Raw genomic sequence first — 23,840 nt, 5'->3', positions numbered from 1 at the left:
CATAGCAGGTCCATTCGCGGCTCGATGGCGGCCTCCCTACGTACACGCTACGCCGCTCGACACGCGTTCCCACGACATCCGGTCCCTGTCCTCGGGGACAGGAACCGCAGCGCGGATTGGTCTTGCCGAGGCGAGGAAGTGTTCCGCGTACCGCGCGAGGCTGCTACCAGGTGTGGTGAGCCGTCCGTTCGCCTGGCTGCCCGCCGACCGGTCCCGCGTCGCGACGGAGGAGAGTCCCATGGCGAAGGCAGTTGGCATCGATCTCGGCACCACCAACTCGGTCATCGCGGTCTGGGAGGGCGGTGAGCCCTCGGTCGTGCCGAATGCGGAGGGGGCCAGGACGACCCCGTCGGTGGTCGCCTTCTCCGATGACGGCCAGCGGCTGGTCGGACAGCTCGCGCGTCGGCAGTCGATCCTCAACCCCAAGGGCACCATCACCTCCGCGAAGCGGTTCATCGGACGTCGCTACGACGAGATCTCCGACGAGGCCAAGGCGGTCTCCTTCGACGTCGTCGAAGGGCCCGGCGGGGTGGCCCGCTTCGAGGTGAGGGGAAAGCAGTACGCGCCGGAGGAGATCAGCGCGCAGGTGCTGCGCAAGCTCGCCGACGACGCCGGGAAGTCGCTCGGCGAGAAGGTGACCGAGGCGGTCATCACCGTACCTGCCTACTTCAACGACGCCCAGCGCCAGGCCACCAAGGACGCCGGGAGGATCGCGGGCCTCGAGGTGCTGCGGATCATCAACGAGCCGACCGCCGCGGCGCTGGCCTACGGGCTGGATAAGAAGGGCCACGAGACGGTCATGGTCTTCGACCTCGGCGGCGGCACGTTCGACGTCAGCCTGCTGGACGTCGGCGACGGTGTGGTGGAGGTCCGTGCCACGGCGGGCGACTCCCACCTGGGTGGCGACGATTTCGACCGCCGTCTGGTGGACCACTTGGCGGACGGCTTCCAGAAGGCCGAGGGCATCGACCTGCGCAAGGACCCGCAGGCTCTGCAGCGGCTGTTCGAGGCGGCGGAGAAGGCGAAGACCGAGCTGAGTTCGGTCACCCAGACCCAGGTGAGCCTGCCGTTCATCACGGCGGACGCCTCCGGGCCTAAGCACCTCACCGAAACGGTCCGCCGCTCCACGTTCGAGCAGATCACCTCGGACCTGGTGGAGCGCTGCCTCGAGCCGGTCAGGACTGCGATGGGCGACGCCAAGGTCACCGACAACGACATCGACGAGGTCATCCTCGTCGGCGGCTCGACCCGCATCCCGGCCGTGCAGAACCTGGTCCGCCGGCTGACCGGCGGCAAGGACCCGAACATGAGCGTCAACCCAGACGAGGTCGTGGCGCTGGGCGCCGCTGTCCAGGCCGGCGTGCTCAAGGGTGAGGTCAAGGACGTCCTGCTGCTGGACGTCACCCCGCTGTCGCTGGGCGTGGAGACGGCCGGTGGCGTGATGACCAAGATCATCGAGAGGAACACCACCATCCCCGCCCGCCGGTCCGAGACCTTCTCGACGGCCGAGGACAACCAGCCGGCCGTGGACATCGTCGTGCTCCAGGGCGAACGCGAGCTGGCCGCCGACAACCGGGTGCTGGGCCGCTTCCGGTTGGAGAACCTGCGGCCGGCCCGGCGTGGGGAGACCCAGATCGAGGTCACCTTCGACATCGACGCCAACGGCATCCTCAAGGTCAGCGCCGAGGACCGGGATACCGGCGCCGAGCAGTCGATCACCATCAGTGAGGGCTCCAACCTCGACCCCTCCGAGGTCGAGCGGATGATCAACGAGGCCGAGAGCAACCGCACCAGCGACCTGGCCCTGCGCGAGGCCATCGACGCCCGCAATGAGCTCGACGCCGCCGCGTACCAGGTGGAGCGCCGGTTGGACGACCTGGGCGACGCCGCTCCGGAGCACGAGCGGGCCCGCGCCCGACTGCTCATCGACGAGGCCCGTTCCGCTGTCAAGGAGGAGGCGCCGGCGGAACGGTCCCGGAGCCTGGCCTCCGAACTCCAGCAGATCTACGCGGCGCTGGCCGCCCACGCCGCCGGACCGGGCGGAGCCGGGGGCGGCGCCCAGCCCGGCGCGGCGGCGCCCGGCCAGGGTCCCGAGGGCGGCTCGCCGAGGGGCGACGACGACGTCATCGACGCCGAGTTCGACCGGAGCTGAGGCGGCGACATGTCCGATCAGAAACAGACGCGTCCCGCCGAGGACCGCTCGCCTCCCGAGCCCGAGCAGGCGTCGCCCGAGCGGATGCCCGCACCGCAGACGGGCCCACGGGCCCCCGAAGTCGCGGTGCAGGAGCAGCAGCCGCCCCGCCGCCCCGAGGTCGAGGAGCTGGAGGATCGGTGGCGGCGAGCCCTCGCCGACCTCGACAACCTCCGCAAGCGTTACGCCCGTGAGCTTCCCCGGGAACGGGAGGCTGAGCGGGCCAAGGTGGCCGCGGCGTTCCTCCCGGTCGTCGACAACCTCGAACTGGCCCTCGCCCACGCGGGCGCAGACGACCCCGGCACGATCGTCAGCGGAGTCCGGGCGGTACGCGACCAGGCCGTCGAGGTGCTGCGAAGCCTCGGCTACCCCCGCTACGACGAGACCGGCGTCCCCTTCGATCCCGAGCAGCACGAGGTGGTGTCCGTGGTGGATGAACCGGACACCCCTGCGGGCACCGTCGTCCAGGTGCTGCGGCCCGGGTACGGCGGGTCCGGCCGCCAGCTGCGGCCGGCCGCGGTAGCGGTCAGCCGCAAGCAGGAGTGAGGCCGCCGCCATGGCAGACGACTACTACGAGGTGCTGGGCGTCCCCCGCACCGCCGACGCCGCCGAGATCCAGCAGGCGTTCCGTACCCTGGCCCGCCGCTACCACCCGGACGTCAACCGTGATCCGGCCGCGGAGGAGCGCTTCAAGCAGATCAACGAGGCGTACAGCGTGCTGTCCGACCCTGACACCCGGTCCCGCTACGACCGGTTCGGCCCCGACTTCCGGCAGATTCCGGAGGACTACGACGAGCGTGTCGCGGCCGGCCGGGGCTTCGGCGGAGCCGGCGCGTACCGCGGCAGTCCCTTCGGAGGCACCCGAGGCGCCGACCGGGCAGGCGCCCGGGCCTGGACGGAGACCGGCTTCGGCGGCTCCGGCGTGGACTTCGAAGATCTCTTCGGAGGTGTGTTCGGCGGCCGGATGGGGGGCGCCGGACGGGGCGGCCCCATCCCCGGCGCGGACCAGGAGGCCGAACTCACGCTCAGCGTGGAGGAGGCGTACCGCGGCGGCCGGCGGAAGATCACCCTCGGTGGTCCCGGCGGCGAACGCAGCTACGACGTCACCATTCCGGCCGGCATCGTCGACGGGCAGCGCATTCGGCTCGCGGGAGAGGGCGGCCGAGGCCGCGGCCCGGGTTCCGCCGGGGACCTCTACCTGGTGGTCCGCATCGCCCCCCATCCCCGCTATCGGCTCGTCGGGCGCGACATCCACGTCCAACTGCCGGTCACCGCCTGGGAAGCCGCGCTGGGGGCGACGGTGCCGGTCTCCGGTCCGGGCGGGACGGTCAAGGTGCATGTGCCACCCGGTACCTCCACCGGCCGCAGGCTCCGGCTGCGCAACGAGGGGATGCCGGACCCCAAGGGTTCCCCCGGCCACCTCTACGCCGAAATCCAGGTGATGGTGCCGCCCTCGCCCAGCCCGCGGGAGCGCGAGCTGTTCGAGGAACTGGCCGCTGTCTCCTCCTTCGACCCGAGGAAGCAGACATGAGAGCCGAACAGCGTCCTTTCGCCGAAGGCACCGGACAGCCCGGCACCAGGGCTGCCTATTCCCTGGTCCGGGTGTACCGGATCAGCCCCGGCCCCTATCAGCTCCCCCTCGCCAACGTGGCCGGCAGGTGCGGGCTGCCGCCCGAACTCGTCGGCCGCTTCGTCGCCCTCGGGCTGGTGGATGCCGAGCGTGATGCCCGGGGCCGGCTGTGGTTCCGGCCGAGCGCGCCGGCGGCCATCGCCCGGGTGCAGCGGCTGCGGACCGGACTGGGCCTCAACTACGCGGCCATCGGCGTCGTCCTGGACCTGCTCGACCGCATCGAACGCCTGGAAATCGCACTGCGGCGCAGCGAACAAGCCGCCAAGGAGCAGACACCATGGACATGAACCGCCTCACCCAGAAGTCCCAGGAAGCGCTGCAGGAAGCGCAGAACGTCGCGGTACGTCTGGGCCAGACCGACGTCGACGGGGAGCATCTGCTGCTGGCCCTGCTCGATCAGCAGGACGGCCTGACCACCCGTCTGCTGACCGGTGCCGGCGCAGACCCGGCAGCCCTGCGGGCCGCCGTCGAGGCCGATCTCGCCAAGCGCCCGCGCACGACCGGTCCGGGCGCCACCCCCGGCCGAGTGACGGTGACCCAGCGGCTGGCCCGGCTGCTCGACACCGCGGAGCAGGAGGCCAAGCGGCTCAAGGACGAGTACGTCTCCACCGAGCACCTGGTGCTGGCCCTGGTGGACGAGGGTTCGACCACCAGTGCCGGCCGGCGGCTCGCCGAACAGGGCGTCACCAAGGATTCCTTCCTCACCGCCCTCACCACGGTGCGCGGGAACCAACGGGTCACCTCCGCCAATCCCGAGGAAGCGTACGAGGCCCTCGAGAAGTACGGGCGCGACCTTGTTGTCGAGGCCCGCAGCGGTCGCCTCGACCCGGTGATCGGGCGTGACGCGGAGATCAGGCGGGTGATCCAGATCCTCAGCCGCAAGAGCAAGAACAACCCGGTGCTGATCGGCGAACCGGGCGTCGGCAAGACCGCCATCGTTGAGGGCCTGGCCCAGCGGATCGTGCGCGGCGACGTGCCGGAAGGGCTGCGGGACAAGACGGTGTTCTCCCTCGACATGGGCTCGCTGGTGGCCGGGGCGAAGTACCGCGGCGAGTTCGAGGAGCGCCTCAAGGCCGTGCTGTCCGAGGTCAAGGGAGCCGAGGGCCGGATCCTGCTGTTCGTGGACGAGCTGCACACCGTCGTCGGAGCCGGCGCCGCCGAGGGCGCGATGGACGCGGGCAACATGCTCAAGCCGATGCTGGCGCGCGGCGAGCTGCACATGGTCGGCGCCACCACGCTGGACGAGTACCGCAAGCACATCGAGTCCGACGCGGCGCTGGAACGCCGCTTCCAGACCGTCCTGGTGGACGAGCCGACCGTCGAGGACGCGATCTCCATCCTGCGCGGTATCCGGGAGCGACTGGAGATCTTCCACGGCGTCAAGATCCAGGACGGCGCGCTGGTCGCCGCCGCCACTCTCAGCCACCGCTACATCAGCGACCGCTTCCTCCCTGACAAGGCCATCGACCTGGTCGACGAGGCCTGCGCACGGCTGCGGACCGAGATCGACTCCATGCCCGCCGAACTCGACGAACTCACCCGCCGGGCCACCCGGCTGGAGATCGAGGAGGCCGCGCTGGACCAGGAAACCGACCCGGCCAGCCGCGCCCGCCTGGCCGACCTGCGGCGTGAACTGGCCGACCTGCGGGGCGAGGTGGACGCCAAGCACGCCCAGTGGGAGGCCGAGCGCCAGGCCATCCGCAAGGTTCAGGAACTGCGCCAGGAGCTGGAACGCGCCCGGCAGGAGGCCGAGCAGGCCGAACGCGACTACGATCTCAACCGGGCCGCCCAACTGCGCTACGGAACCGTCAGCGAACTGGAGCGCCGGCTGGCCGCCGAGGAGGAGCGGCTCGCCAACAAGCAGGGCGAGAGTCGGCTGCTGCGCGAGGTGGTGACCGCCGAGGAGATCGCTGAGATCGTCTCCGCGTGGACCGGCATCCCCGTCACCCGGCTCCAGGAGGGCGAGCGGCAGAAGCTGCTCAAGTTGGACGAGATCCTGCGCGAGCGGGTCGTGGGTCAGGACGAGGCCGTCCAACTCGTCGCCGACGCGGTGATCCGGGCCCGCTCCGGGGTACGCGACCCGCGCAGGCCGATCGGCTCGTTCATCTTCCTCGGCCCGACCGGCGTCGGGAAGACCGAGCTGGCCAAGACCCTGGCCGCCGCGTTGTTCGATAGTGAGAGCAACATGATCCGCCTCGACATGAGCGAGTACCAGGAACGGCACACCGTCAGCCGCCTGGTCGGCGCGCCCCCGGGATACGTGGGCTACGAGGAAGGCGGTCAGCTCACCGAGGCGGTGCGTCGCAAGCCGTACTCGGTCGTCCTGTTCGACGAGATCGAGAAGGCTCACGCCGACGTCTTCAACACGCTGCTCCAGGTGCTGGACGACGGCAGGATCACCGACTCGCAGGGCCGTACCGTCGACTTCCGCAACACCGTCATCATCATGACCTCGAACCTGGGCTCCCAGTACCTGCTCCAGGACGCCACCCAGGCCGGCGAGATCAAGCCCGAGGTGCGGGACCTGGTGATGGGCGAACTCAACGGCCACTTCCGGCCCGAGTTCCTCAACCGGGTGGACGACATCGTGCTCTTCCACCCGCTCGGCATCGCGCAGATCGAGCGCATCGTGGACCTGCTGCTGGAGGACCTGCGCCACCGCCTCGCCGAGCAGCGGATCGACCTGGTACTCACCGAGGACGCCCGACGGCTGATCGCGGCCGAGGGCTACGACCCGGTCTACGGCGCCCGGCCGCTGCGCCGCTTCATCGCCCACGAGGTCGAGACCAGGATCGGCCGCGCGTTGCTCGCCGGCGAGGCACGCGAAGGCGTGACCATCCTGGTCGACGCCGCGGGCGCCGAACTGACCGTCACCCTCCAGGACGAGCCGCAGGAGCCGTCATGAGTACTTCTCCACAAGGCCGCGCCGCCCGCCCGGGCCCTGACGGCACTACCGACGGTGCCGGGGCCTCGCTGCGGACGGTCGCCTGCGCCAACTGCGGCCGGACCAACCGGGTACCCGCCGCGGCGCAGGGCAGCCCGCGCTGCGGGAACTGCCGGGCCCCGCTGCCGTGGATCGCCGAAGCGGGCGACACCGACTTCGGGGAGGTCGCCGAGCAGGCGAGCCTGCCCGTGCTGGTCGACCTCTGGGCCGCCTGGTGCGGTCCCTGCCGCATGGTGAGCCCGGCCCTCGAACAGGTCACCCAGGAGCTGGCCGGCCGGATCAAGCTCGTGAAGGTCGACATCGACAAGTCCCCGGCCCTGGCACGGCGGTTCGAGGTCCAAGCCGTACCCACCTTGCTGATCCTCGACCATGGCAGGCCCGTCGCCCGTCAGACCGGGGCCGCGCCCGCCCACGCGCTGCGCCGCTGGGTGGACGAGTCACTGTCGGCGTCCCACGGACCGGCCGACCCCACTTCCCGGAGGCCATGATGACCAGCCTTGCCGACCCGCACCTGTCCATGGTCCGGCCCGTGGTGCCCAGAACACCGCAGGGCTGCGAGGACTGCCTGCGCACGGGGACTCCGTGGCTGCACCTGCGCCTGTGCCTGACCTGCGGCCACGTCGGCTGCTGCGACTCCTCGCCGATGCGGCACGCCCGCGCTCACGCAGCGACCGACGGGCACCCGATCGTCCGGTCGTTCGAACCCGGCGAGGACTGGCGGTGGTGCTTCGCGCACGAGGCGATGGTCTGAGCCCGACCGCCGCTTCCCGCAGCCGCCTTCCGCCTGCTCCTGCGTTTCCACCGAAGGGAGTGAATCGTGCCGACGCCCACACTGACAGCCGACGTCTACGGCGCCTATCCGCTGCTGTCGGACGACCAGATCGCGATCCTGAGACCGTGCGGACAGGTGAGGCCGATCCGCGAGGGGGAGCAGCTCTTCCGGGCGGGCGACCCCAGCGGGGAGTTCTTCGTGGTCCTCAGCGGCACGGTGGCCGTTGTCGAAGGCCACGGCGACCGGGAGCAGGTCGTCCACGTGCACGATGCGCGCAGCTTCCTCGGCGAACTCGGCGTCCTGGAGGGCCAGACCGCCCTCCTCGGCGCGGTGGTGAGGACGCCCGGCGAGGTTCTCGCGGTGGGTTCGGCCGCCCTGCGCGACCTGCTCAGCCGAGAACCCGCGCTCGGCGACGTGATCCTGCGGGCCTACCTGCTGCGCCGCACGATGCTGGCTGGCGCGGGCACGGGCTTCCGTATCATCGGCTCCGCCTTCTCCCCCGACACCCGGCGGCTGCTGGACTTCGCCGCCCGCAACCGCCTCCCGCACCGCTGGGCCGATCTGGAGAAGGACCCCGAGGCTGAGGCGCTGCTGACGCGTCTCGGCATCGCTCCGGAAGACACTCCGATCGTCGTCTGGCACGAGCACCGGGTGCTGCGCAATCCCTCCAACGCCGAACTCGCCCAGGTGATCGGGCTGCGGACCGAGACCGTCGCGAGGGCAGTCCTCGACCTCGTGGTGGTCGGCGCGGGGCCCGGAGGCCTGGCCGCAGCAGTGTACGGCGCCTCCGAGGGGCTCTCCACCGTCGTCCTGGACGCGGTGGCGACCGGCGGCCAGGCCGCCACGTCCTCCCGGATCGAGAACTACCTCGGTTTCCCCGCGGGGATCTCCGGCATGGAGCTCGCCGAATGCGCCGTCGTGCAGGCCACCCGGTTCGGCGCCCGGATCACCGTACCCGCCGAGGCCGCCGGCCTCGAACAGCGCGACGGTGCCAACGTGGTACGGCTCGCCGACGGCAGCACGGTCGCCGCCAACAACGTGGTGGTCGCCACCGGCGCACGCTACCGGCGGCTGCCCGCCCGCGGCGTCGAGCGGTTCGAAGGACTCGGGGTCCACTACGCCGCCACCCTCTGGGAGGCGCGGACCTGCCGTCTTGACACAGTGGCCGTCGTCGGCGGCGGCAACTCTGCCGGCCAGGCAGCCCTGTTCCTGGCGCGCGAGTCGCCCGCCGTGCACCTGCTGGTCCGCGGCGAAGACCTGGGCCACAACATGTCCCGCTATCTGATCGACCGGATCGAGCAGAACCCGCGGATCCGCGTCCGGCTGCACACCGAGGTCCAGGAGGTCACCGGCGAGGACCGGGTCGAAGCCGTCGTCGTCCAGGACAACCGCACCCGCGAGCAGCAGGTGCTGGAGGCCCGTGCCCTGTTCGTCTTCATCGGGGCGCGCCCTGCCACCTCCTGGCTCGCGGGCGCCGTCACTCTGGACCCGCGCGGGTTCATTCCGACCGGGCAGGACGTGGCCCATGTGGCAGCGGACCTCTGGAAACCCCTGGGCCGCGCCCCACTCGCCCTGGAGACCGGCCTGCCGGGGGTCTTCGCCGTCGGCGACGTCCGCAGCGGCTCGGTCAAGCGGGTGGCCTCCGCAGTGGGCGAGGGCGCCATGGCCGTCCGTCTGGCCCACGAGCACCTCGAGGAGGTGAGACCACCCGCCATCAGATGACCTCAGCTCGTCCATCGACGCAAGAAAGGAACATGCCATGCCCGTCATGGGTATTCCCAAGTTCGAGCGCTTCTTCCGCGCAGCCGCCGGCCTCGATGTCCACAAGAACGACCTCAAGCGCTACAACGACTTCGTGGACGCCAAGCTCTACGACCTCTTCCTCATCGGCACGGCCAATGCCAAGGCCAACGGCCGGGACATCATCGAGCCGCAGGACCTCCCGGTCACCAAAGGCCTGCAGGAGAGCATCCACGCCTTCGACAAGCTGGAGGAGGGCATCGAACTGCGCCCCCTGCTCGACCAGCTCGCCGCCCGCCCGACCCTCGGCATGGAGGCCGCCGAGGACACCCAACAGCGGCTGCCCGACCTGGCCGGCGGCCTCAGCGTCGCCCTCGCCCGCGCCCTCAAAACCATCGCCCGCGACACCCGCCGCCCCTCCACGGATCAGTGGGATGAGGCCTTCGAACTCTTCGACCTGCTGATCTGAGCGGGGCATCACCAGACCGGCGGTTCCGCCGGCCCTGCCGGGCGCCCGCGCGTACCGGAGGCGATCAGCAAGACATCCCATTCCGCAAGTACCAATAGCCTGACTTACCGATAGTGAAGTGAGGGGGCGGAAGCCTGTGACGGCGGGAAGTGGTGACTCGGCAGCCATGATCTGGACCGAGATCCGGGAGTACGTTTCGGCTGCTGCTCAGGCCCTGGGTGATGCGGGCATCGCGCCTGGAGAGCGGTGGGACGAGGCCGGGGGAACAGCGCTCTACTGGACGGAGGGTGACCCGGCTCTGGGGTCAGGGCCTTGGACGTACGGTCTCCTGGTGTTCTGGGGGACGAGAGGGGGGCGCCAGGGTTGGGGATGTGCGCCTCTGGACGCTGCCGGCGACCCCACGCTCGACGCGGTGACCTGGCTTCCGGTCACCCCCACCCTTGCGCCCGCTCTGCTGGCGGAGCATGTTCAGCGGCTTCTCGCTGAAGGCGCACGCACCGTCAGGAGGCGCTGAGCGGTAGATCCGACGAAAGCCGCGTGGTCGAGTAGCCGGGTCGGGCAATGTGACCCGGCCACCCGACCGCACGGGCACTATCCGGCTACCTGACTGCCGTCAGTGCCGCCCACTAACCTCCTGCCAACGCCGTACCGACGTGCGCGTTGGTGTCCTGTTCGAGCGAGGGGAAGAGCTGTGCCCGACCGACCAGAGATTGTCTGCATCTGCGGATCCACCCGGTTCGTCGAGGAGATGCGTGCGGTGAATCGGGATCTGGCCTTCGAGGGGATCATTGCTGTCGCGCCGGTCGAAGCGGACGGGCCGCTCACCGAGGAGCAGAAGAAGGCGCTGGGCGCTCTTCATCTGCGCAGGATCGACCTGGCAGACCGGGTTCTGGTCGTCAACCCTGGCGGGTACGTCGGCGAGTCCACGAGCAGGGAAGTGGATTATGCCCGAGCCGCTGGCAAGCCGGTTTCGTTCACCGCTCCCGCCCCGGCCGCCAGGTAGCTCATCAGGGGCGCGGCCCAAGATTTCCAGGGCCTACACGCACTTCGGTGCGGCGCCTCTGGGGCCCCGGCATCAGACTGGCGTGCGTGTACGTCTTGGAGCGCGATGGCGCTGACCCTTGGGGCGAAGCCGACGCCAGCGAGTGACACCTAAGCCCTGCCGTTCGTTCATCCCACATGCCTGTACTGCCATCCCCTGAACAGATCGAAGCCGCCAGGACGCCCAAGGGTGCGTGGAAGCGTGCCCAGCTGGCCGAGTGGGGCGTGCCGTGGCCTCCGGAGAAGGGCTGGAAGGATGAGCTGATCGAGCGCTGGGAGGCCGCGCGCCAGGACGGCGGACCGCCGCCGCCCCTGCCCAGCTCGGCCCCAACCGACTTCGTACAGGAAACGCTCGACTTCGGCTGATCCGACGACGGTGGAGCCGGGCAGGATCACCCTGTCCGTGCGAAGCCGGCTTCCTCCCCTGGCGCGCCCGTGTCCGCCCGTCTCTTGGTGGGGATAGGGCGGCAGGGCGCATGGTCGACCACGCGGCACTTATAACGGGACATGCGCCACGCACTGCGCTGGGCGGCACGGTCCCGGTTCCGGCTTGAGCGCGGTGCTGACCGGCTGGGGCGGGTGCTGTCAGGGGTGTTGGGCGCTGGGGTGCCGGGTGAGGGTGTAGCCGATGTCGAAGGTGTTGGCTGACATGCGGGTGTCGTTGATCTCAAGCACGGTTCCGTCGGGGCCGGTGGTGGTGCGGGTGATGCGCAGGAGCGGGACGCCTTTGGGCAGGTGCAGGCGGTCGCTTTCGGTGGGGGTGGGCATGCGGGCGCTGACGGCTTCTTCCCAGGACAGAGGGGCGTGGCCCATCTGTTCGAGGAGGTCGTAGATGCCTCCGGGGCCGGTGTCCTTCTGGGCCAGCTGGGTGCCGCGGGCGAGGGAGGCGGGCAGGTAGCTGGTGGCCAGCTGGAGCGGGGTCCCGGTGGTGGCGTCGCCCATGAGGCGGTCTCGCACCAGAACGTCCTGCTGCTCTTCGCCCGCGGGGAGCCCGAGGAGGGTGGCGATGTCGCGGGGGGCGGGTGCCCAGGTGATGGCGGGCGGCTCCAGGGCGGTCCAGGGCTGGGCGGAGGCGTCGAAGTAGTAGCCGCGTTCGTCGCGGAGCACTTGGCGGCCGCGGGTGAGGCGTCGGCGTGTGGGCCGGGCGCGGACGACGGTTCCGCGGCGGCGGGTCACGTCGACCAGGCCCTCGGCTTCGAGCTGGGCCACAGCTGCGCGGGCGGTCTGCTTGGCGACTCCGTGCTGCTGGGCGAGGTCGACGATTTTCGGCAGGGTGCCGCCTGCCGGGTAGGTCCCGTCGTCGATGGCGGCGCGCAGTTCAGCGGCCATCTGCTGGTAGGCGGGGTTGCTCATCCGTACCTCCTGTTTCATGCGGATTCGGACAACCTCCCGCGATAGTCCTAGCCCTATTGACGGCCTGTTGCGCGCTGCCGAAGATAGTCCTAGTTCTAATGCACCGTCAGTGTTGCGGTCCATCCCACCGGCAACCGCTGCCCACGGGCTCGTCTGAAACCCGGTGCCACCACCACGCCGAGCCAGCGGCGTCGCCACGACCGCCCGCCGCGAGCCCTTCCTGATCCTCACCAGCCTCAACTGGGGTGACGCATGCTCCTCACCGTCGTACGCCACGCTGAGTCGATCGAGAACGCGACCAAGCACACCAGCTTCTACCAGGACCCCCGGCCGTGGACCAGCCCGGCCGCGCACGCCCTGTCTCGCGACCTCGTGGGGCTGACGCCGCGCGGCTACCGCCAGTGCCAGTGGCTGAGCACCGCACTCAAGGACCTCGCGGGCCGCGACCCGTACGTGTACTCCTCGCAGTATCGGCGGGCCCTGGACACCGTGGAGCTGGCGCTGCCCGGGCGGACCGCCGACGTGACCGCCCTGCTCAACGAGCAGCACTACGGCGACGCCACGTACATGACCAAGCGTGAGCTGTTCGCGACCTGGCCCGCGTGCGAGGTGGACCGCCAGACCCGCAAGCACCTGTGGACGCCCCCGGGCGAGGGCAGCGAGTCCTTGGCGGTCGGCGTACTGCAACGGGCGACGGCGTTCGTCGAAGGCATCGGCGAACGCGCGCCGGCCGTGGTGGCCGTGACCCACCACACGGCGATCCTGGCGCTGCGCAGCGTGCTGGAGCGCAGGCCGGTGACCGAGCTGGTGGAGGAGGCCCGGGTGCGCAAGACACCGAACGCGGGGGTCCTGGTCTACGAGCGACGCGCCGGGGGCTTCCACCAGGTCGACGCCGCCGAGCCGGACTGCCCAGAAGGGAGCCCGCGATGAACGACGTCGTCTACTTCAACGGACCCGTGCAGAACGGCGACTTCACGCTCGCCGAGCGACCGTGCAAGGCCGCGGGCATACGGCTCGCCGCGGCGCTGAACGCGCTGCTCGGCCTGGCGCCGGTGCCGCACTTGTGGAACACCGTCACCATCGCCGGGGATGTGCGCCACCGTTGCGCGGCAGACCGGGACACGGTCGGCAGGCAGCAGCGTGAGGAACGCACCCTTGCAGCGAAGTACGCCCCCGGCCCGCCCCCGGCGGCCGGCCTGCTCACCGACACTGACCCGCAGGTGACCGCGCTGGCCATGACCAGGGTCCAGGCCCTGCTCGCCGACGGGACGCTGGCCGTGCAGGACCTGCCGGTCGGGCTGTGCGCCCGCTGCGGGCACATGGCCGGCACGGGCACGGCGGGCGACTGCCGAGCCTGCGGGCACGCCACCATCCGGGCAGCGCGCCGGGCACTGCTGGTCTTCGACCGCACCGCGCACGGCCCGGTGCTCGAACGGGACGACTTCCACGCATCCGGCGCCCGGACACCGGATCACCTGCTGCACATCGCTCGCAACGTCCCCCGGCTGCTGGTGCTCTCCCGGACCCGGGCTCACGGTGTGGATCTGGCACCGCTCGGGCTGGAGGGGATGGTGCTGGACCCGCGGGCCGGTCTGCACGTCGCGGTGCTCGCGGCCGCCGGCGAGCTCGGATCCGTGCGGCCGGTGATGACGGTGACCGAGAACGCCGCGGCCAACGTGGCCGCCTACGGCGCCCCGTTCCGCCGACACGGCGCGATGCGACTGCGGTACGCGCTGCACGGAAAAATCCCCTACGCGACGGCGGCGAGCGGGCGGCTGTACGAGGTGCACCGCGCCCAGGAGGTCCGGGACCTGTTCACCGGCTGGTACCTACCGCTGTGCGCCGCCCGGGAGCGGTCCGGTGTGAGCGCCGCCCGGATTCCCGCCCTGCTGAAATTCCTGCGCCGGGCCTACCTCGCCCGGCCCGCCACACCCCCGGGTGATCTCCCCACCGACCTGAGGCACCGCGTCGCGGCAGGTGATATGCGCTGGGTGACGGACGCCCGGGCGCTGGCCTGCGCACTGTCCGACCGAGAGAACACCACCGGGCCCACAGGCCCGACAAGAGGAGCACCCTGATGGACACCAACGACTGGCGACTCGTCAAGAAGAGGACGGCCGATGCTGGCGGGGCGGTCTACGTCTCGGCCAACGGCACCCGATACCGGCGCACCGGCGGCGCGGCGCTGCGGAGCGAAGCAACGTTCCAGCAGATGGCCGCCGGCCTGGGCTACCCGGTGCCGCAGGTCCTGGAACTCGGGGAGTCGAACGACGGCACATTCTTCGTCGACGAGGAGTCCCTGGGCGAACAGTCGCTGCACGAAAAGGCTTTGGCCTCCCTGGACGGCGGCCGGGAGCTGTCCGACCTAGTGGTCGACCAGCTCGCCGAGGTCTCCGCCCGGCTGCTGTCCGCCCAGGCCGCACACCCGGTCGACGCAGGACCCGATGCGCTGAGGCATTGGGTGGAGCAGGCAGGCTGGACGCACAACGTCTTCGCCGAAAACCCCGACCTCGACACCCCACGCACCCGCGCGGCCCTCACACGCGCGACGGACGAGCTCTCCAGGATGCCGCTGGTGTGGGGCCACCTCGACTACGGCCTGCCGAACGTCCTGGCCGGTGGCGTCATCGACTGGCAGCACCACGGCGTGATCCCGCTGGGATACGACGTCGCCCTGGCCCTGGAAGTCATCCCCTTCAAAGGCGGCGCCAAGGGCTACGCCGCCACCCCGGAGCAGCGCGATCGGTACCTGGCGGTGCTGGATTCGGTGGCCCGGTCTGCCGAATGTCCGCCCCTCAGCGTGCACCTGGGGGCGTTCCTCCTGGTCAAAAGCCTCTTCTTCCTCGCGTTGATGCGCCCGACCGACCCTGCCCAAGCCGCCAAGCACCAGAAATGGCAGTACCGGCGCCGCCTCCTCCTGAAAGGACTCAAGCAGTATGAGCGCACCGGGAACATCGACACCGCTCGCTTCCCGACCTTCGACGGCTTCACCGCTGGGCAGGGCGCTCCCGGCCGTCCGTGACCGGGACTACCTACTGGACCGGTCGGGCGTCATCTTCAAAGTGATCGGCGACGTCCACCCGGGCTCGCACTGGCTGGGGTACGTGAAGTACTACCCCGACGAGCGCGGCGACCGGACGCTGTTCGGAAAGACCTACCGGCAGAACACGGTCGTCTCGAAGGCGTTCGGGATCCTCGCCGACCGCCCCGAGTGCTACGTCTACTCACCCGTGATCGGGTGCGTGATCACCGGCGTGCCCCGCGAGGACGTCGTCCTGCACTACTCGTGCCGGCAAGCCCTGACGGCCCTGCACGAGTCGCCCGAGCTGCTGGACGGCTCCGCAGTCAGCAAGGACCTGCTCGCCATCATCGGCTGGATCGTGGACCAGGAGGCCGGCGACGTCATCGGCGTCACCGGCTCCTTCCTCGTCGGCGTGGCGGGCGCCCGCTCGGACATCGACCTGGTCTGCTACGGCCCCCGCGGCTACGAGGCAGCCCAGACCTTGTTCACCCAGCGGTCACTGATCCACCCGTACGAGGGCGAGAACCTGACCCGGCTGTACCTGCGCCGCGCCAAGTACATGGCCGGGTCCTCCTTCGACATGCTGCTGCGCCAAGAGGCCCGAAAACTGCAAGGGCTGACCACCAGGGCCGGGGCACACATCAACTGCGAACCGCTGCGCGCCGACGGCGACCGGACCTTCCACGACGTGATCGCGCAGGAAGTCGGGCAGATCAGCGTGCTCGCCCGGATCACCGACCACCGCGAAGGCCTGGCGACGCCGGCGCTCTACGGCATCGAGGTCGAAACGGTCATCGCGTCCACGATCGACGAGGCTGACGTCTTCGCCCGCCGCATCACACACCTGCGCAGCTACCTCGGGGCCTACACCGGCGCGTTCCGCCAGGGCGACACCGTCCACCTGTCCGGGCGCCTCGTCCACATCCAGGGCCCCACCGGCACCGGCGGATTCGGCATCGAACTCACACCCTGGAGCGCCACCGAGAGCTACCTCGCCAACCTCGCCCGCTGACCCCGCCCGGCTCGCCCTGCACTGCCCCGGCCCTTCCCCTCTCCTGGAGGTCCGCGATGACCGCTGATCCGCATGCCTTCGTATCCGCAGAGCACCACTACGCCCGCTTCCGCCCCCGGTACCCTGACGGCCTGTACGCATTGCTCACCGACCGGTTCGCCCTGGATGGCACGCAGCACGTCCTCGACCTGGGCTGTGGTCCGGGTACCGTTGCCCTGGAGCTGGCCGGCCTGGTCGCCACCGTGGTCGCCGTCGACCCGGCGGCCGGGATGCTCGAACAGGGCCGGCTGCTCGCCGGCGAACGAGGCATCCACAACATCCGGTGGCAGCAGGGCGACTCCAACGCCCTGCTCTCCCTACGCCTACCGCCGCTCGACCTGGTGGTCATGGCAAAGTCGTACCACTGGATGGACCGCATCCAGGTCCTGGACGACCTCAGCTGGGTCACCACCGAGCAGGCAGGCATCGTCATCCTCTCGGCCGGGCCGCCCGGCACCACCGCGCTGCCCGGCTGGGCCCCCGTAGTCGCCGAAGTCCGAGCCGCCTACCTAGGAGCGGCCCGCCGGGCCGGAAGCGGGACATATCCCGAGCCGCAGGAGACCTACCAGACCACGTTGGAGCGCTCCCCGTTCCCCACGGTCGAAGTGGTGCCGTTCGACCAGGTGGTGGTGCGCAGCACGGAGGAGCTGATCGGCCTTCAGCTGAGCAACTCCTACTCCACACCGGCCCAGCTCGGGGACCGGCGGGAAGCCTTCGAGGAAGACCTGCGCCGCGCGCTCCTGGCATACGACCCCTCGGGCCGGTACGAGGAAACGATCCGCACCGAAGCCCTCATCGCCACCCGATAGCAAGAGGTCAGCTTTGACTGCGCCTGCTGGGGTGTCACCGCGTGGCTTTAGGGTGGGCGTCCCGCCAGCGGCTTCAAAGAGATCCTCCGTGGAAATATTGGGGCGACCGCGACACGGTGCGCATGCTGGTCGCGTTTCTGGTCAATCAGGGCGCCAATGTGGCCGACGCTGCGGACATCGCCCAGCAATCGATGATGAAGGCCTATCAGCGGTGGGATGAGATCCAGCACCCGCGGCCGTGGGTCTTCAGGGTCGCCTCCCACGATCTGGTACGGAAGTTCTCGGATGTACGAGAGGAACCGGTCGAAGAGGTCCCTGAGCCGATCTCGCTGTTGCCCCGGCCTGATGATGCGGCCGAGTGGGAGTGCCGGCAGTGACCCCGGCACCGGGCGGCCGGGCACCGGAAGTCTGGAGGGGGCTGTGGAGGGCCCCTCCATAGCCCCCTCCATGGATGTCCGGGCGGGAACCGGCGAGTGCCGAGAAGACCGACCAGGCGCCTGTGCGCAGTGGCGGCCGATGTCGCCGGACGCCGGCGCATCGAGGAGCGGCCGCCTGGCTGAGCGCATCGCGCCATCGAGAACAAGGACGACGTGGTCCGCGCGCTCTCGGGGGAGCCATGACGTACCTGTTGCGCAATCTGCTGCACAACGTGTTGCGCCATCTCCTGCGCTATCTGTTGCGCCCTGGTTCCGGAGACTGCCAGACACTCGCAGGCCAGGCTCTCAGCCAGGGCATGGTGGGAGGTCAGGCATCCCCTTCTACCCGGGCCCCTGCGCCTGATGATCAAGAAAGGAGGGTGGGGGCTTGGTCTGGCGGGCACAGCGGGGATCGGCTGCCAGGAGGGCTCCGCCTGTGGCGGGCCGCCTGACGGACCGGGAGCCCGGATCGAAGTGAGCTGTCCGGCTGCGGCTGGAAGCGCGACCAGCCGTGGCCTGGGCAACTCCGTAGATGGCAGACGCTGTGCGGGATTGCAACCATCCACGCAGCGCGCAAAATCGCAGATGCGCCGGACCTGATTTGGTGAATTGGGTGGTCTGTGAGGCGGGCGCCCCGTCATGCTTGTGGCTCGAAGGGCGACGAGGAATCTGAGTGACCATGACCCTGAACTTTGAGGCTGACCAGCCGGTAGTTGGGCTGAAGAGACAGCAGGCGTTGATCAACGCCATTCTCGGAGCAAGCAGTGCTGACGAAACGCGCTGGCTGGAATGGAAGTCTCGTCTGGACGTGGCGAGGGCCGAGGGGGCCTTCTCCGTCTCGAAGGCGATCCTTGGGTTCGCCAACCGCATGCCTGACGTTGCAGCGCAGTGGGCTGACGGGCACGCGTACCTCGTCGTAGGTGTTGAGGAAGGGGCTCTCCATGGAGTCGAAACGCACGACGTCGAGAAGGTGGATGCCTGGCTAGGGCGCTACCTAGGAACCTTCGACCGCTATCAGTTCACCTACGTTCCTTTCGACAACGGTGACGAAGCGCGGAACGTCATGATCGTCGACGTTTTCCCTCCACGTTGGGGTGACCCGGTGCACCCGCTCTGCAAAGAGCACCAGAACTTCTACCCCGGCACCGTCTTTCACCGATACAGCGGCAAGACAATGCCCGCTCGCCCAACTGAGATCGACGCGCTCTCCGAGCGGGCCCGGCGCGCGGCCAAGCGCGTGACCGTGGACGTCAGTCTCGCCGCCGGGGCCGTCGCCCTAGTGCCGCCCACTCAGGACATGCGCGTCAAGATCCTCGAATTTCTCCGCGAAGAGCAGATGGAGCAGCTCGGTACCGGCAAGCCGACGGGGAAGGACCGTGCCGCGAGCGCGTTCGGCGCGTACGCCCAGGTCTCCGATGTCTATCGCATGATGAAGCCTGCTGACCGACGCTCTCCCGAGGACTTCCGTGAAGAAGTCGATCAGTACCTGCGTGATTACGACGCCGCAATGCAGCAGTCCTTGGTACATGCGATCCACGACGCCGGGAAGCCCCTGACGCTCAGGCTCACCAACCCCAGCGAAGACAACCTCACCAAGGTCGAGGTCGTACTTAGCCTTCCCGACACGGTCTGGGCGCATGCGACGGACGAGGACGACAAGGTCGGCTGGCCCCACCCGCCCAGAAAGTACGGCACGGCCGCCCCTTCCATCAGGATGCTTACAGGCATGCCACCCATCCGAGCATTGCTGCCGCCTCTGCCCTCACCCGCCATCGAGCAGGAAGAAGGCTGCACCATCGTGCGCTTTCTGCCGGTGAACCTACGCCCTCACGAAACCGTCACGCTCACCCCAATCACGGTATACAGCGCACAGGAAGCACCCGAGGTCGTGTTCTCCGGACAGTGGCGAGCCACAGCAACGAACGTCAGCGGCAAAGTGCAGCGATCTCTCCCCATTCCTGCAGAGAGGCTGGCACTTGACATGAAGCAGGTGTTCGTTCCCTGGGCTTATGAGGGAGGCGACCCGGAGTAGGTATCAAGCGATAAGGCGCATCCGGGGGCAGACACCCTGATGGAGAAGCGGAGTTCTTGCTGGATCGCGAGCTGTACGAAGGCCGTCTCCGCATGAACCGGTGAGGACACGCTTGCGGATGGGATACGAGCAGATTGGCCACGCCCGCGGCGTCGCCTCCGACGTTCGCCGCCGCGCGGACCGGCATCAGCGCGCACCGCCTATAGGTGTCACACCGAGCGGGGGATGAGCCGGTGTCACTTCGCCCGTTTGGCTGCAACACCCGATGTAACACCACCGCCCAACACGAGCGCAACGCCCTGCGTTTTACATCTGACCTGCGGGAACCCCCGAAATGAGCTGCGCGGCCGCGTGTTGACCCCGGGCCTTGGCGGTCCCGGGGTCCGGTCGTGAGGAAGGGGTAATCAGTAGTCGTCGCGTTCGGAGGGTGGCCCGTACTGCTCGATGAGGTCGCAGGTGCAGGTCCCGCCCGCGTAAAGCGTCTTGTCGCACTCATCGTGGTGGTTACGCTGTGGCCGCTTCGTCGGGACCGCGGGCGGCGCGGGTTCCGGGGCAGCCTCGGGAGCCGGGACCGCGCCCGCCCAGTCCATGCCCAGCGCGGCCAGGGCGGCGAGCTGGGCGGCGCTCAGCTTGTCCCGCCTCGACTTGACGTTCGAATTCCACACACCCAGCTTCACGATCACCGGCTCCGCCTCACCGTCGACCGTGATCGTCTCGCTGTGCCCCCTCGGCACCGCCCGCTGCCCTTCCCGCTCCACCCACTGCGCCAGAGCCGCCAGGCCCCGCTGGAAAGCCGCCTCCGCCTTGCTCCCGGCCTTCTTTGGGCCCTTGGCCGCGTCGGCCGGCGCCGCGGCGAGCTCCGCCGGGGCGGCGGCGGTCAGGGGGAGGGTGGCGCCGCGGATGCCCAGGGCGGGCAGACGCTCGCGCTGCTCGGGCAGGAGTTGCGCCCAGGTGCCCGGTTCCTGCTGACGCCACCTCCACTTGCCGATGTCGTCGCCGTCCATCAGCACGCCGGGTGCGATGTGGGGCAGCTGGCCGTCGGCGTCGGCCAGGTCGGCGAGGACGCGGTAGTGGCGTTGCCAGTTGAGGGGCCAGGGGCAGTTCCAGTCCTGGTCGATCTCGGTGAGCTGCTGCGCGCGCTTCGCCGCCCGGACCGCGTCCTTCCCGAGGCCGCCTTTCCGCCGGAGGTTGGCGAGGAACTGCCCGACAGCCAACTGTCCGTCGTCACCCGCGCCTTCGCCCCACACCGCGTCCTGACGCGGCGCGAGGTGCCCGGTGGCCCGCCGGTAGGACCGCAGCGCGGCGAGCTTGTTCTCCCACGCCTCCTCGCCCGGCTCCCACACCATTCCGGCCTCCGGGGCGTCCAGCAGCGTCTTGCGCCGGTCCTCCAGCTCGCCCGCCCGCAGCGCCTTCCGTTGCTGATGCACCCAGCGGCCAAGCGGAAACGACTTCGTGACCCCCACTTCGACCTCGACGTCGTAGGGAACGGCGTGGACGCCGGTGATCTCGTTCTCCCTGCGCCAGCGGATCAGGGCTTGGTAGCCCTCCAGCCAGACCAGGGACTCCGGCCGGTACACCCGCGTACGGAGGAAGGCCGCGATGGTGGCGGCGTCGCGCGGGCTGGAGAAGTGCAGCAGCGCGGATTCGGCAGCGGCGTCGGTGTCGCCGTCGTGTTCCTGGTCCTCGCCGTCGCTCTCACCGCCGGCCCCGACGATCCGCCCGTCCTCATCGCGCTGGACGTGGACTTTGCGCTTGCCGCTGGTGAGGGCGCGGGAGGCCAGCTGCTCGACCAGGCGCTCGTCATGCGAGCGCAGGCCCTGGAGGACCGCTACAAGGGGGCGGAACGAGGCACTGGCGACCATGTCCGTCGGGTCCTCGTTCGGCTCCAGGAAGACCGGCACGATGATTCGCGCGACCTTCGTGCTGCCGTCGCGGTTGAGCCGGAGCGCGCGGCCGATGTTCTGGACGATCTCCACCTGCGAGCCGCGGGTGTCCGCGAAGCAGATCGCCTCCACGCCCCGCTCCCCGGTGATGTCGACGCCTTCCCCGAGGACGCGAACGCTGGCGAGGAAGGCGCGGTGGACTCGGCGTCCGGCGGCGTTGATGCCGTTGGCGAACTGGCGGATCTTCTCGCGCCGTTCGGCGACGGTGTGGTCGCCGCACAGCCAGGCCGACCAGACCCGGTCCGGGGGTACGTGGCGGCCGGCTTCCAGTTCGTAGAAGTCCGCGTCGATGGAGGACTTCGGCAGCTTGTCGGCGGCGGCCAGGTCGGCGTCGGAGGTGTCGTTCAGGTACAGCGCGGCAGCCGTCTCGGGGAGCTTGTCCGCGAACGCGCGGGCCTCTTCGACCTTCTGGTGGAATGTCATGACCGTACGCAGGTTGTACGCGGCGGCGTGCTCCAGGAGCGCGGTCTGCAACAGGGCCAGGCGCCGGCCCCGCTGCGCCTCCTCGGACTCCCCGAGAACCGGCGAGGGGTCCCGGATTTCGAGCACGTCGATCTCGAAGCCGGCAAGGATTTCGCGCTCGATCGCCTCGCTCAGGCCTAGCTCTGCGAGCCAGGCGCCGTAGGTTCCATCCGGGTCGTCGGCCATGGTCGCGAGCTCCGCCTCCTGGCCGTCCGCGCCCTTCTGGGGGCGGGCCGCGGCGAGGATGCGCGGGGTCGCGGTCAGGTACAGCCGGAAGTCCGCCGGGATGCGGGCGTTGTCGTGGATCGCGGCCCACGGACGGCCAAGATCACCAGCGGTTCCGTGTGCCTCATCCACGATCGCGAGCGAAAAGCCGTCCATGCGCTGGCCGTAGAGCCGCTCCCCGCCTGCCAGCGCGGCCTCCAGCGGCCCGCGAACCTTCCGCTGGCCCTCGGGTGCGTCGATGTCCTCACGGTCCACGAGGGAGGCGTAGGTGGCGAACACGATGACCGGCCCGTGCCCGGCCCACAGGGCCAGCTGGATCGGGTTCGTGGTGGTGCGCACGCTCAGCTCGTTCAGGACCGCGTCGTTCTCCAGCGAGCACACCGCGACCATCGGGGCCCGGTGGCCCACCGCGCGCCACGCCTGGGCGGTCTGGGCGAGCAGGTCCAGGGTCGGGACCGTGACGAGGATCCGGCCGTCCGCGAAGCTCTCCAGCGCGCACGCGGCGGCCGTGATCGTCTTGCCCGAGCCGGTCGCTGACACGATCGTGCCCCGGGCACCCTGCGGGGGCACGGATGACCTTGCAGGGAATCCCACCCACCTACGAAACGCCGACCGCTGATCTACCTGGTGTTCCTTGAGCCGAATCGCTGACATTCCGTGTCTCCCCGAGAGCTGAATTCGTGTGGTCTTTTCAGAGGGCCGCGTGCGGAATGCAGGCCGCGCCCAAGTCGTTCCAGATCGACGCATCCGCCTTGTGCCAGCCGCCCGGCTTTCCGTCCTTGAAAGGCGGCTTGTCTTCCGGGTCGTAGTGCCCGGCATCGAGCGTGCAGACGATGACGTCCCCGTCGGCGTTCCGCGTCCGCGCGGTGCAGAGACCGCCGGCCTCGCCCAGGGCCTCCAGCGCCCGACGCCGCTGCGTGGTGTGCGGATAGGTGCGCGGCAGCACGTTCTCCCGGACGAAGCTCTCCAGCCGCACGAGGCCGGCCCGCTCACGCTGCCTCACGTCCGCGATATGTACGGCCAGTTCAGCGGCCCCGGCCGACCGGCCGCCGCGCCGGGACCACTCCCGGTCCGTGATGCGCACCAGGGCCTCGCTCACGGCCGTCACGCCGTCATCCCAGCCGTCCTCGAACTCCGGGCCACGCGGGCGCGGCGCCATGCCGTCCAGCTCCACGACCTCGCTCTGCGCCCCGGCGACCGCCCCAGCTTCCAGCGCGGCCACCAGGTCGTCCGCCTCGCTCGCGGGTACACCCTGCGCCTCTAGGAGCGCGAACATCCTCAACCGGGCGTTCACGCCCGCCGTCTGATACTGGCTCACCCGGCGCAGAGAATCGCTGCTCAGCGCGGGATCGGGTCCGGTAGATTCGTGGTGACCGGTCATCTGCGGTCGTTCCTCTCGGAATTCCTGGGAGGTTCCCGGGTGGTTGGGGGGTGTCCCGTGTTTTCGCCAACGGTACATGCTGCATCAATCCGATGCACCCACTACACTAGAACCCACACGAACGAGCGACCCCCCCATCTCGTAGCCAGCCCGGCCCGCGCCAGCGGGCCCCAACGGTCCTGGAGGCGCAGCCGGAAGGGCCGTCAGGCGGGGGAGCGCAGCGGACCCGCCGGCCAGGCTGGAGCGAAGCGGAAGCCTGGTAGCGGGACGAAGTCCCGCCAGTCCGGGAGCGCAGCGGACGGACTGTCACCCTCCTTGCGCAGCAAGGAGGGTGTGCGGGTGGCGCAGCCACCCGCTGG

Annotated in this window: 21 protein-coding genes; 18 read left to right on the top strand and 3 right to left on the bottom strand. The window is 69.9% G+C overall.

The annotated features are described in order from the left end of the window. Nucleotides 1-238 precede the first annotated feature (238 nt). The 11 genes from dnaK (at nt 239) to IE267_RS33725 (ending at nt 11,153) form a co-directional block, all read left to right on the top strand. The gene (dnaK, locus tag IE267_RS33775) at nt 239-2,152 is read left to right on the top strand and encodes a molecular chaperone DnaK (RefSeq protein ID WP_189765765.1); all 1,914 of its coding nucleotides are present in this window, start codon (nt 239-241) and stop codon (nt 2,150-2,152) included. Nucleotides 2,153-2,161: 9 nt separating this feature from the next. Then, on the top strand, nt 2,162-2,737 hold the full coding sequence (locus tag IE267_RS33770) for a nucleotide exchange factor GrpE (RefSeq protein WP_189765764.1): 576 nt from the start codon (nt 2,162-2,164) through the stop codon (nt 2,735-2,737). 10 nt (nt 2,738-2,747) lie between these two features. Further along, nucleotides 2,748-3,722: a DnaJ C-terminal domain-containing protein gene (locus IE267_RS33765; RefSeq protein WP_189765763.1), complete on the top strand. Its 975-nt coding sequence runs from the start codon at nt 2,748-2,750 to the stop codon at nt 3,720-3,722. After that, nucleotides 3,719-4,108 (top strand): chaperone modulator CbpM, encoded by a 390-nt coding sequence (locus tag IE267_RS33760; protein ID WP_189765762.1) that lies wholly within the window; start codon nt 3,719-3,721, stop codon nt 4,106-4,108. The genes IE267_RS33765 and IE267_RS33760 overlap by 4 nt, the downstream gene beginning before the upstream one ends. Continuing rightward, entirely contained in the window at nt 4,099-6,726 is a 2,628-nt protein-coding gene (gene clpB / locus IE267_RS33755; protein ID WP_189765761.1) for an ATP-dependent chaperone ClpB, read from the top strand. The genes IE267_RS33760 and clpB overlap by 10 nt, the downstream gene beginning before the upstream one ends. Continuing rightward, nucleotides 6,723-7,253 (top strand): thioredoxin, encoded by a 531-nt coding sequence (trxA, locus tag IE267_RS33750; protein ID WP_189765760.1) that lies wholly within the window; start codon nt 6,723-6,725, stop codon nt 7,251-7,253. Before clpB ends, trxA begins: the two co-directional genes overlap by 4 nt. After that, entirely contained in the window at nt 7,253-7,516 is a 264-nt protein-coding gene (locus tag IE267_RS33745) for a UBP-type zinc finger domain-containing protein (protein WP_189765759.1), read from the top strand. The genes trxA and IE267_RS33745 overlap by 1 nt, the downstream gene beginning before the upstream one ends. A gap of 66 nt (nt 7,517-7,582) precedes the next feature. After that, nucleotides 7,583-9,259 carry an FAD-dependent oxidoreductase gene (locus IE267_RS33740; protein ID WP_189765758.1) on the top strand — a complete coding sequence of 559 codons (1,677 nt, stop codon included), beginning with the start codon at nt 7,583-7,585 and terminating at the stop codon, nt 9,257-9,259. Between the two features lie 46 nt (nt 9,260-9,305). Then, entirely contained in the window at nt 9,306-9,746 is a 441-nt protein-coding gene (locus IE267_RS33735; RefSeq protein ID WP_189765757.1) for a DUF1931 family protein, read from the top strand. Nucleotides 9,747-10,437: 691 nt separating this feature from the next. After that, nucleotides 10,438-10,749 carry a hypothetical protein gene (locus tag IE267_RS33730; RefSeq protein ID WP_189765756.1) on the top strand — a complete coding sequence of 104 codons (312 nt, stop codon included), beginning with the start codon at nt 10,438-10,440 and terminating at the stop codon, nt 10,747-10,749. Nucleotides 10,750-10,925: 176 nt separating this feature from the next. Then, entirely contained in the window at nt 10,926-11,153 is a 228-nt protein-coding gene (locus tag IE267_RS33725) for a hypothetical protein (protein WP_189765755.1), read from the top strand. Between the two features lie 219 nt (nt 11,154-11,372). On the opposite strand, the gene IE267_RS40205 is transcribed toward IE267_RS33725, so the two are convergent. After that, a complete protein-coding gene (locus IE267_RS40205; protein ID WP_189765754.1) occupies nt 11,373-12,140 on the bottom strand; it encodes a GntR family transcriptional regulator in 768 nt (255 codons plus the stop codon). Nucleotides 12,141-12,392: 252 nt separating this feature from the next. Between IE267_RS40205 and IE267_RS33715 the strand changes: the two genes are divergently transcribed. The 7 genes from IE267_RS33715 to IE267_RS33685 all read left to right on the top strand — a co-directional run bounded on the left by IE267_RS33715 (nt 12,393) and on the right by IE267_RS33685 (nt 19,470). Beyond that, nucleotides 12,393-13,070: a histidine phosphatase family protein gene (locus IE267_RS33715; protein ID WP_189765753.1), complete on the top strand. Its 678-nt coding sequence runs from the start codon at nt 12,393-12,395 to the stop codon at nt 13,068-13,070. Next, nucleotides 13,067-14,218, top strand: a complete 1,152-nt coding sequence (locus tag IE267_RS33710) for a hypothetical protein (RefSeq protein WP_189765752.1) — start codon at nt 13,067-13,069, stop codon at nt 14,216-14,218. The genes IE267_RS33715 and IE267_RS33710 overlap by 4 nt, the downstream gene beginning before the upstream one ends. Beyond that, on the top strand, nt 14,218-15,162 hold the full coding sequence (locus IE267_RS33705; RefSeq protein ID WP_189765751.1) for a phosphotransferase: 945 nt from the start codon (nt 14,218-14,220) through the stop codon (nt 15,160-15,162). Before IE267_RS33710 ends, IE267_RS33705 begins: the two co-directional genes overlap by 1 nt. A gap of 40 nt (nt 15,163-15,202) precedes the next feature. Further along, entirely contained in the window at nt 15,203-16,174 is a 972-nt protein-coding gene (locus IE267_RS33700; RefSeq protein WP_189765750.1) for a hypothetical protein, read from the top strand. A gap of 56 nt (nt 16,175-16,230) precedes the next feature. Next, a complete protein-coding gene (locus tag IE267_RS33695) occupies nt 16,231-17,022 on the top strand; it encodes a class I SAM-dependent methyltransferase (protein ID WP_189765749.1) in 792 nt (263 codons plus the stop codon). Between the two features lie 122 nt (nt 17,023-17,144). After that, nucleotides 17,145-17,399, top strand: coding sequence for an RNA polymerase sigma factor (locus IE267_RS33690; RefSeq protein WP_189765748.1), 255 nt, complete (start codon nt 17,145-17,147; stop codon nt 17,397-17,399). Nucleotides 17,400-18,111: 712 nt separating this feature from the next. Continuing rightward, nucleotides 18,112-19,470 carry an AlbA family DNA-binding domain-containing protein gene (locus IE267_RS33685; RefSeq protein ID WP_189765747.1) on the top strand — a complete coding sequence of 453 codons (1,359 nt, stop codon included), beginning with the start codon at nt 18,112-18,114 and terminating at the stop codon, nt 19,468-19,470. A gap of 404 nt (nt 19,471-19,874) precedes the next feature. On the opposite strand, the gene IE267_RS33680 is transcribed toward IE267_RS33685, so the two are convergent. After that, on the bottom strand, nt 19,875-22,754 hold the full coding sequence (locus IE267_RS33680; protein ID WP_189765746.1) for a DEAD/DEAH box helicase: 2,880 nt from the start codon (nt 22,752-22,754) through the stop codon (nt 19,875-19,877). Nucleotides 22,755-22,791: 37 nt separating this feature from the next. Beyond that, nucleotides 22,792-23,418, bottom strand: coding sequence for a hypothetical protein (locus IE267_RS33675; RefSeq protein WP_229861561.1), 627 nt, complete (start codon nt 23,416-23,418; stop codon nt 22,792-22,794). Between the last annotated feature and the right edge of the window lie 422 nt (nt 23,419-23,840).

Origin of the sequence: Streptomyces xanthochromogenes, assembly GCF_014650455.1 — a bacterium.
In the GTDB taxonomy this organism is placed as follows: Bacteria; Actinomycetota; Actinomycetes; order Streptomycetales; family Streptomycetaceae; genus Streptomyces; species Streptomyces xanthochromogenes.
The sequence above is the reverse complement of the archived record's forward strand: the minus strand, read 5'-3'. Positions and strand labels throughout refer to the sequence as shown.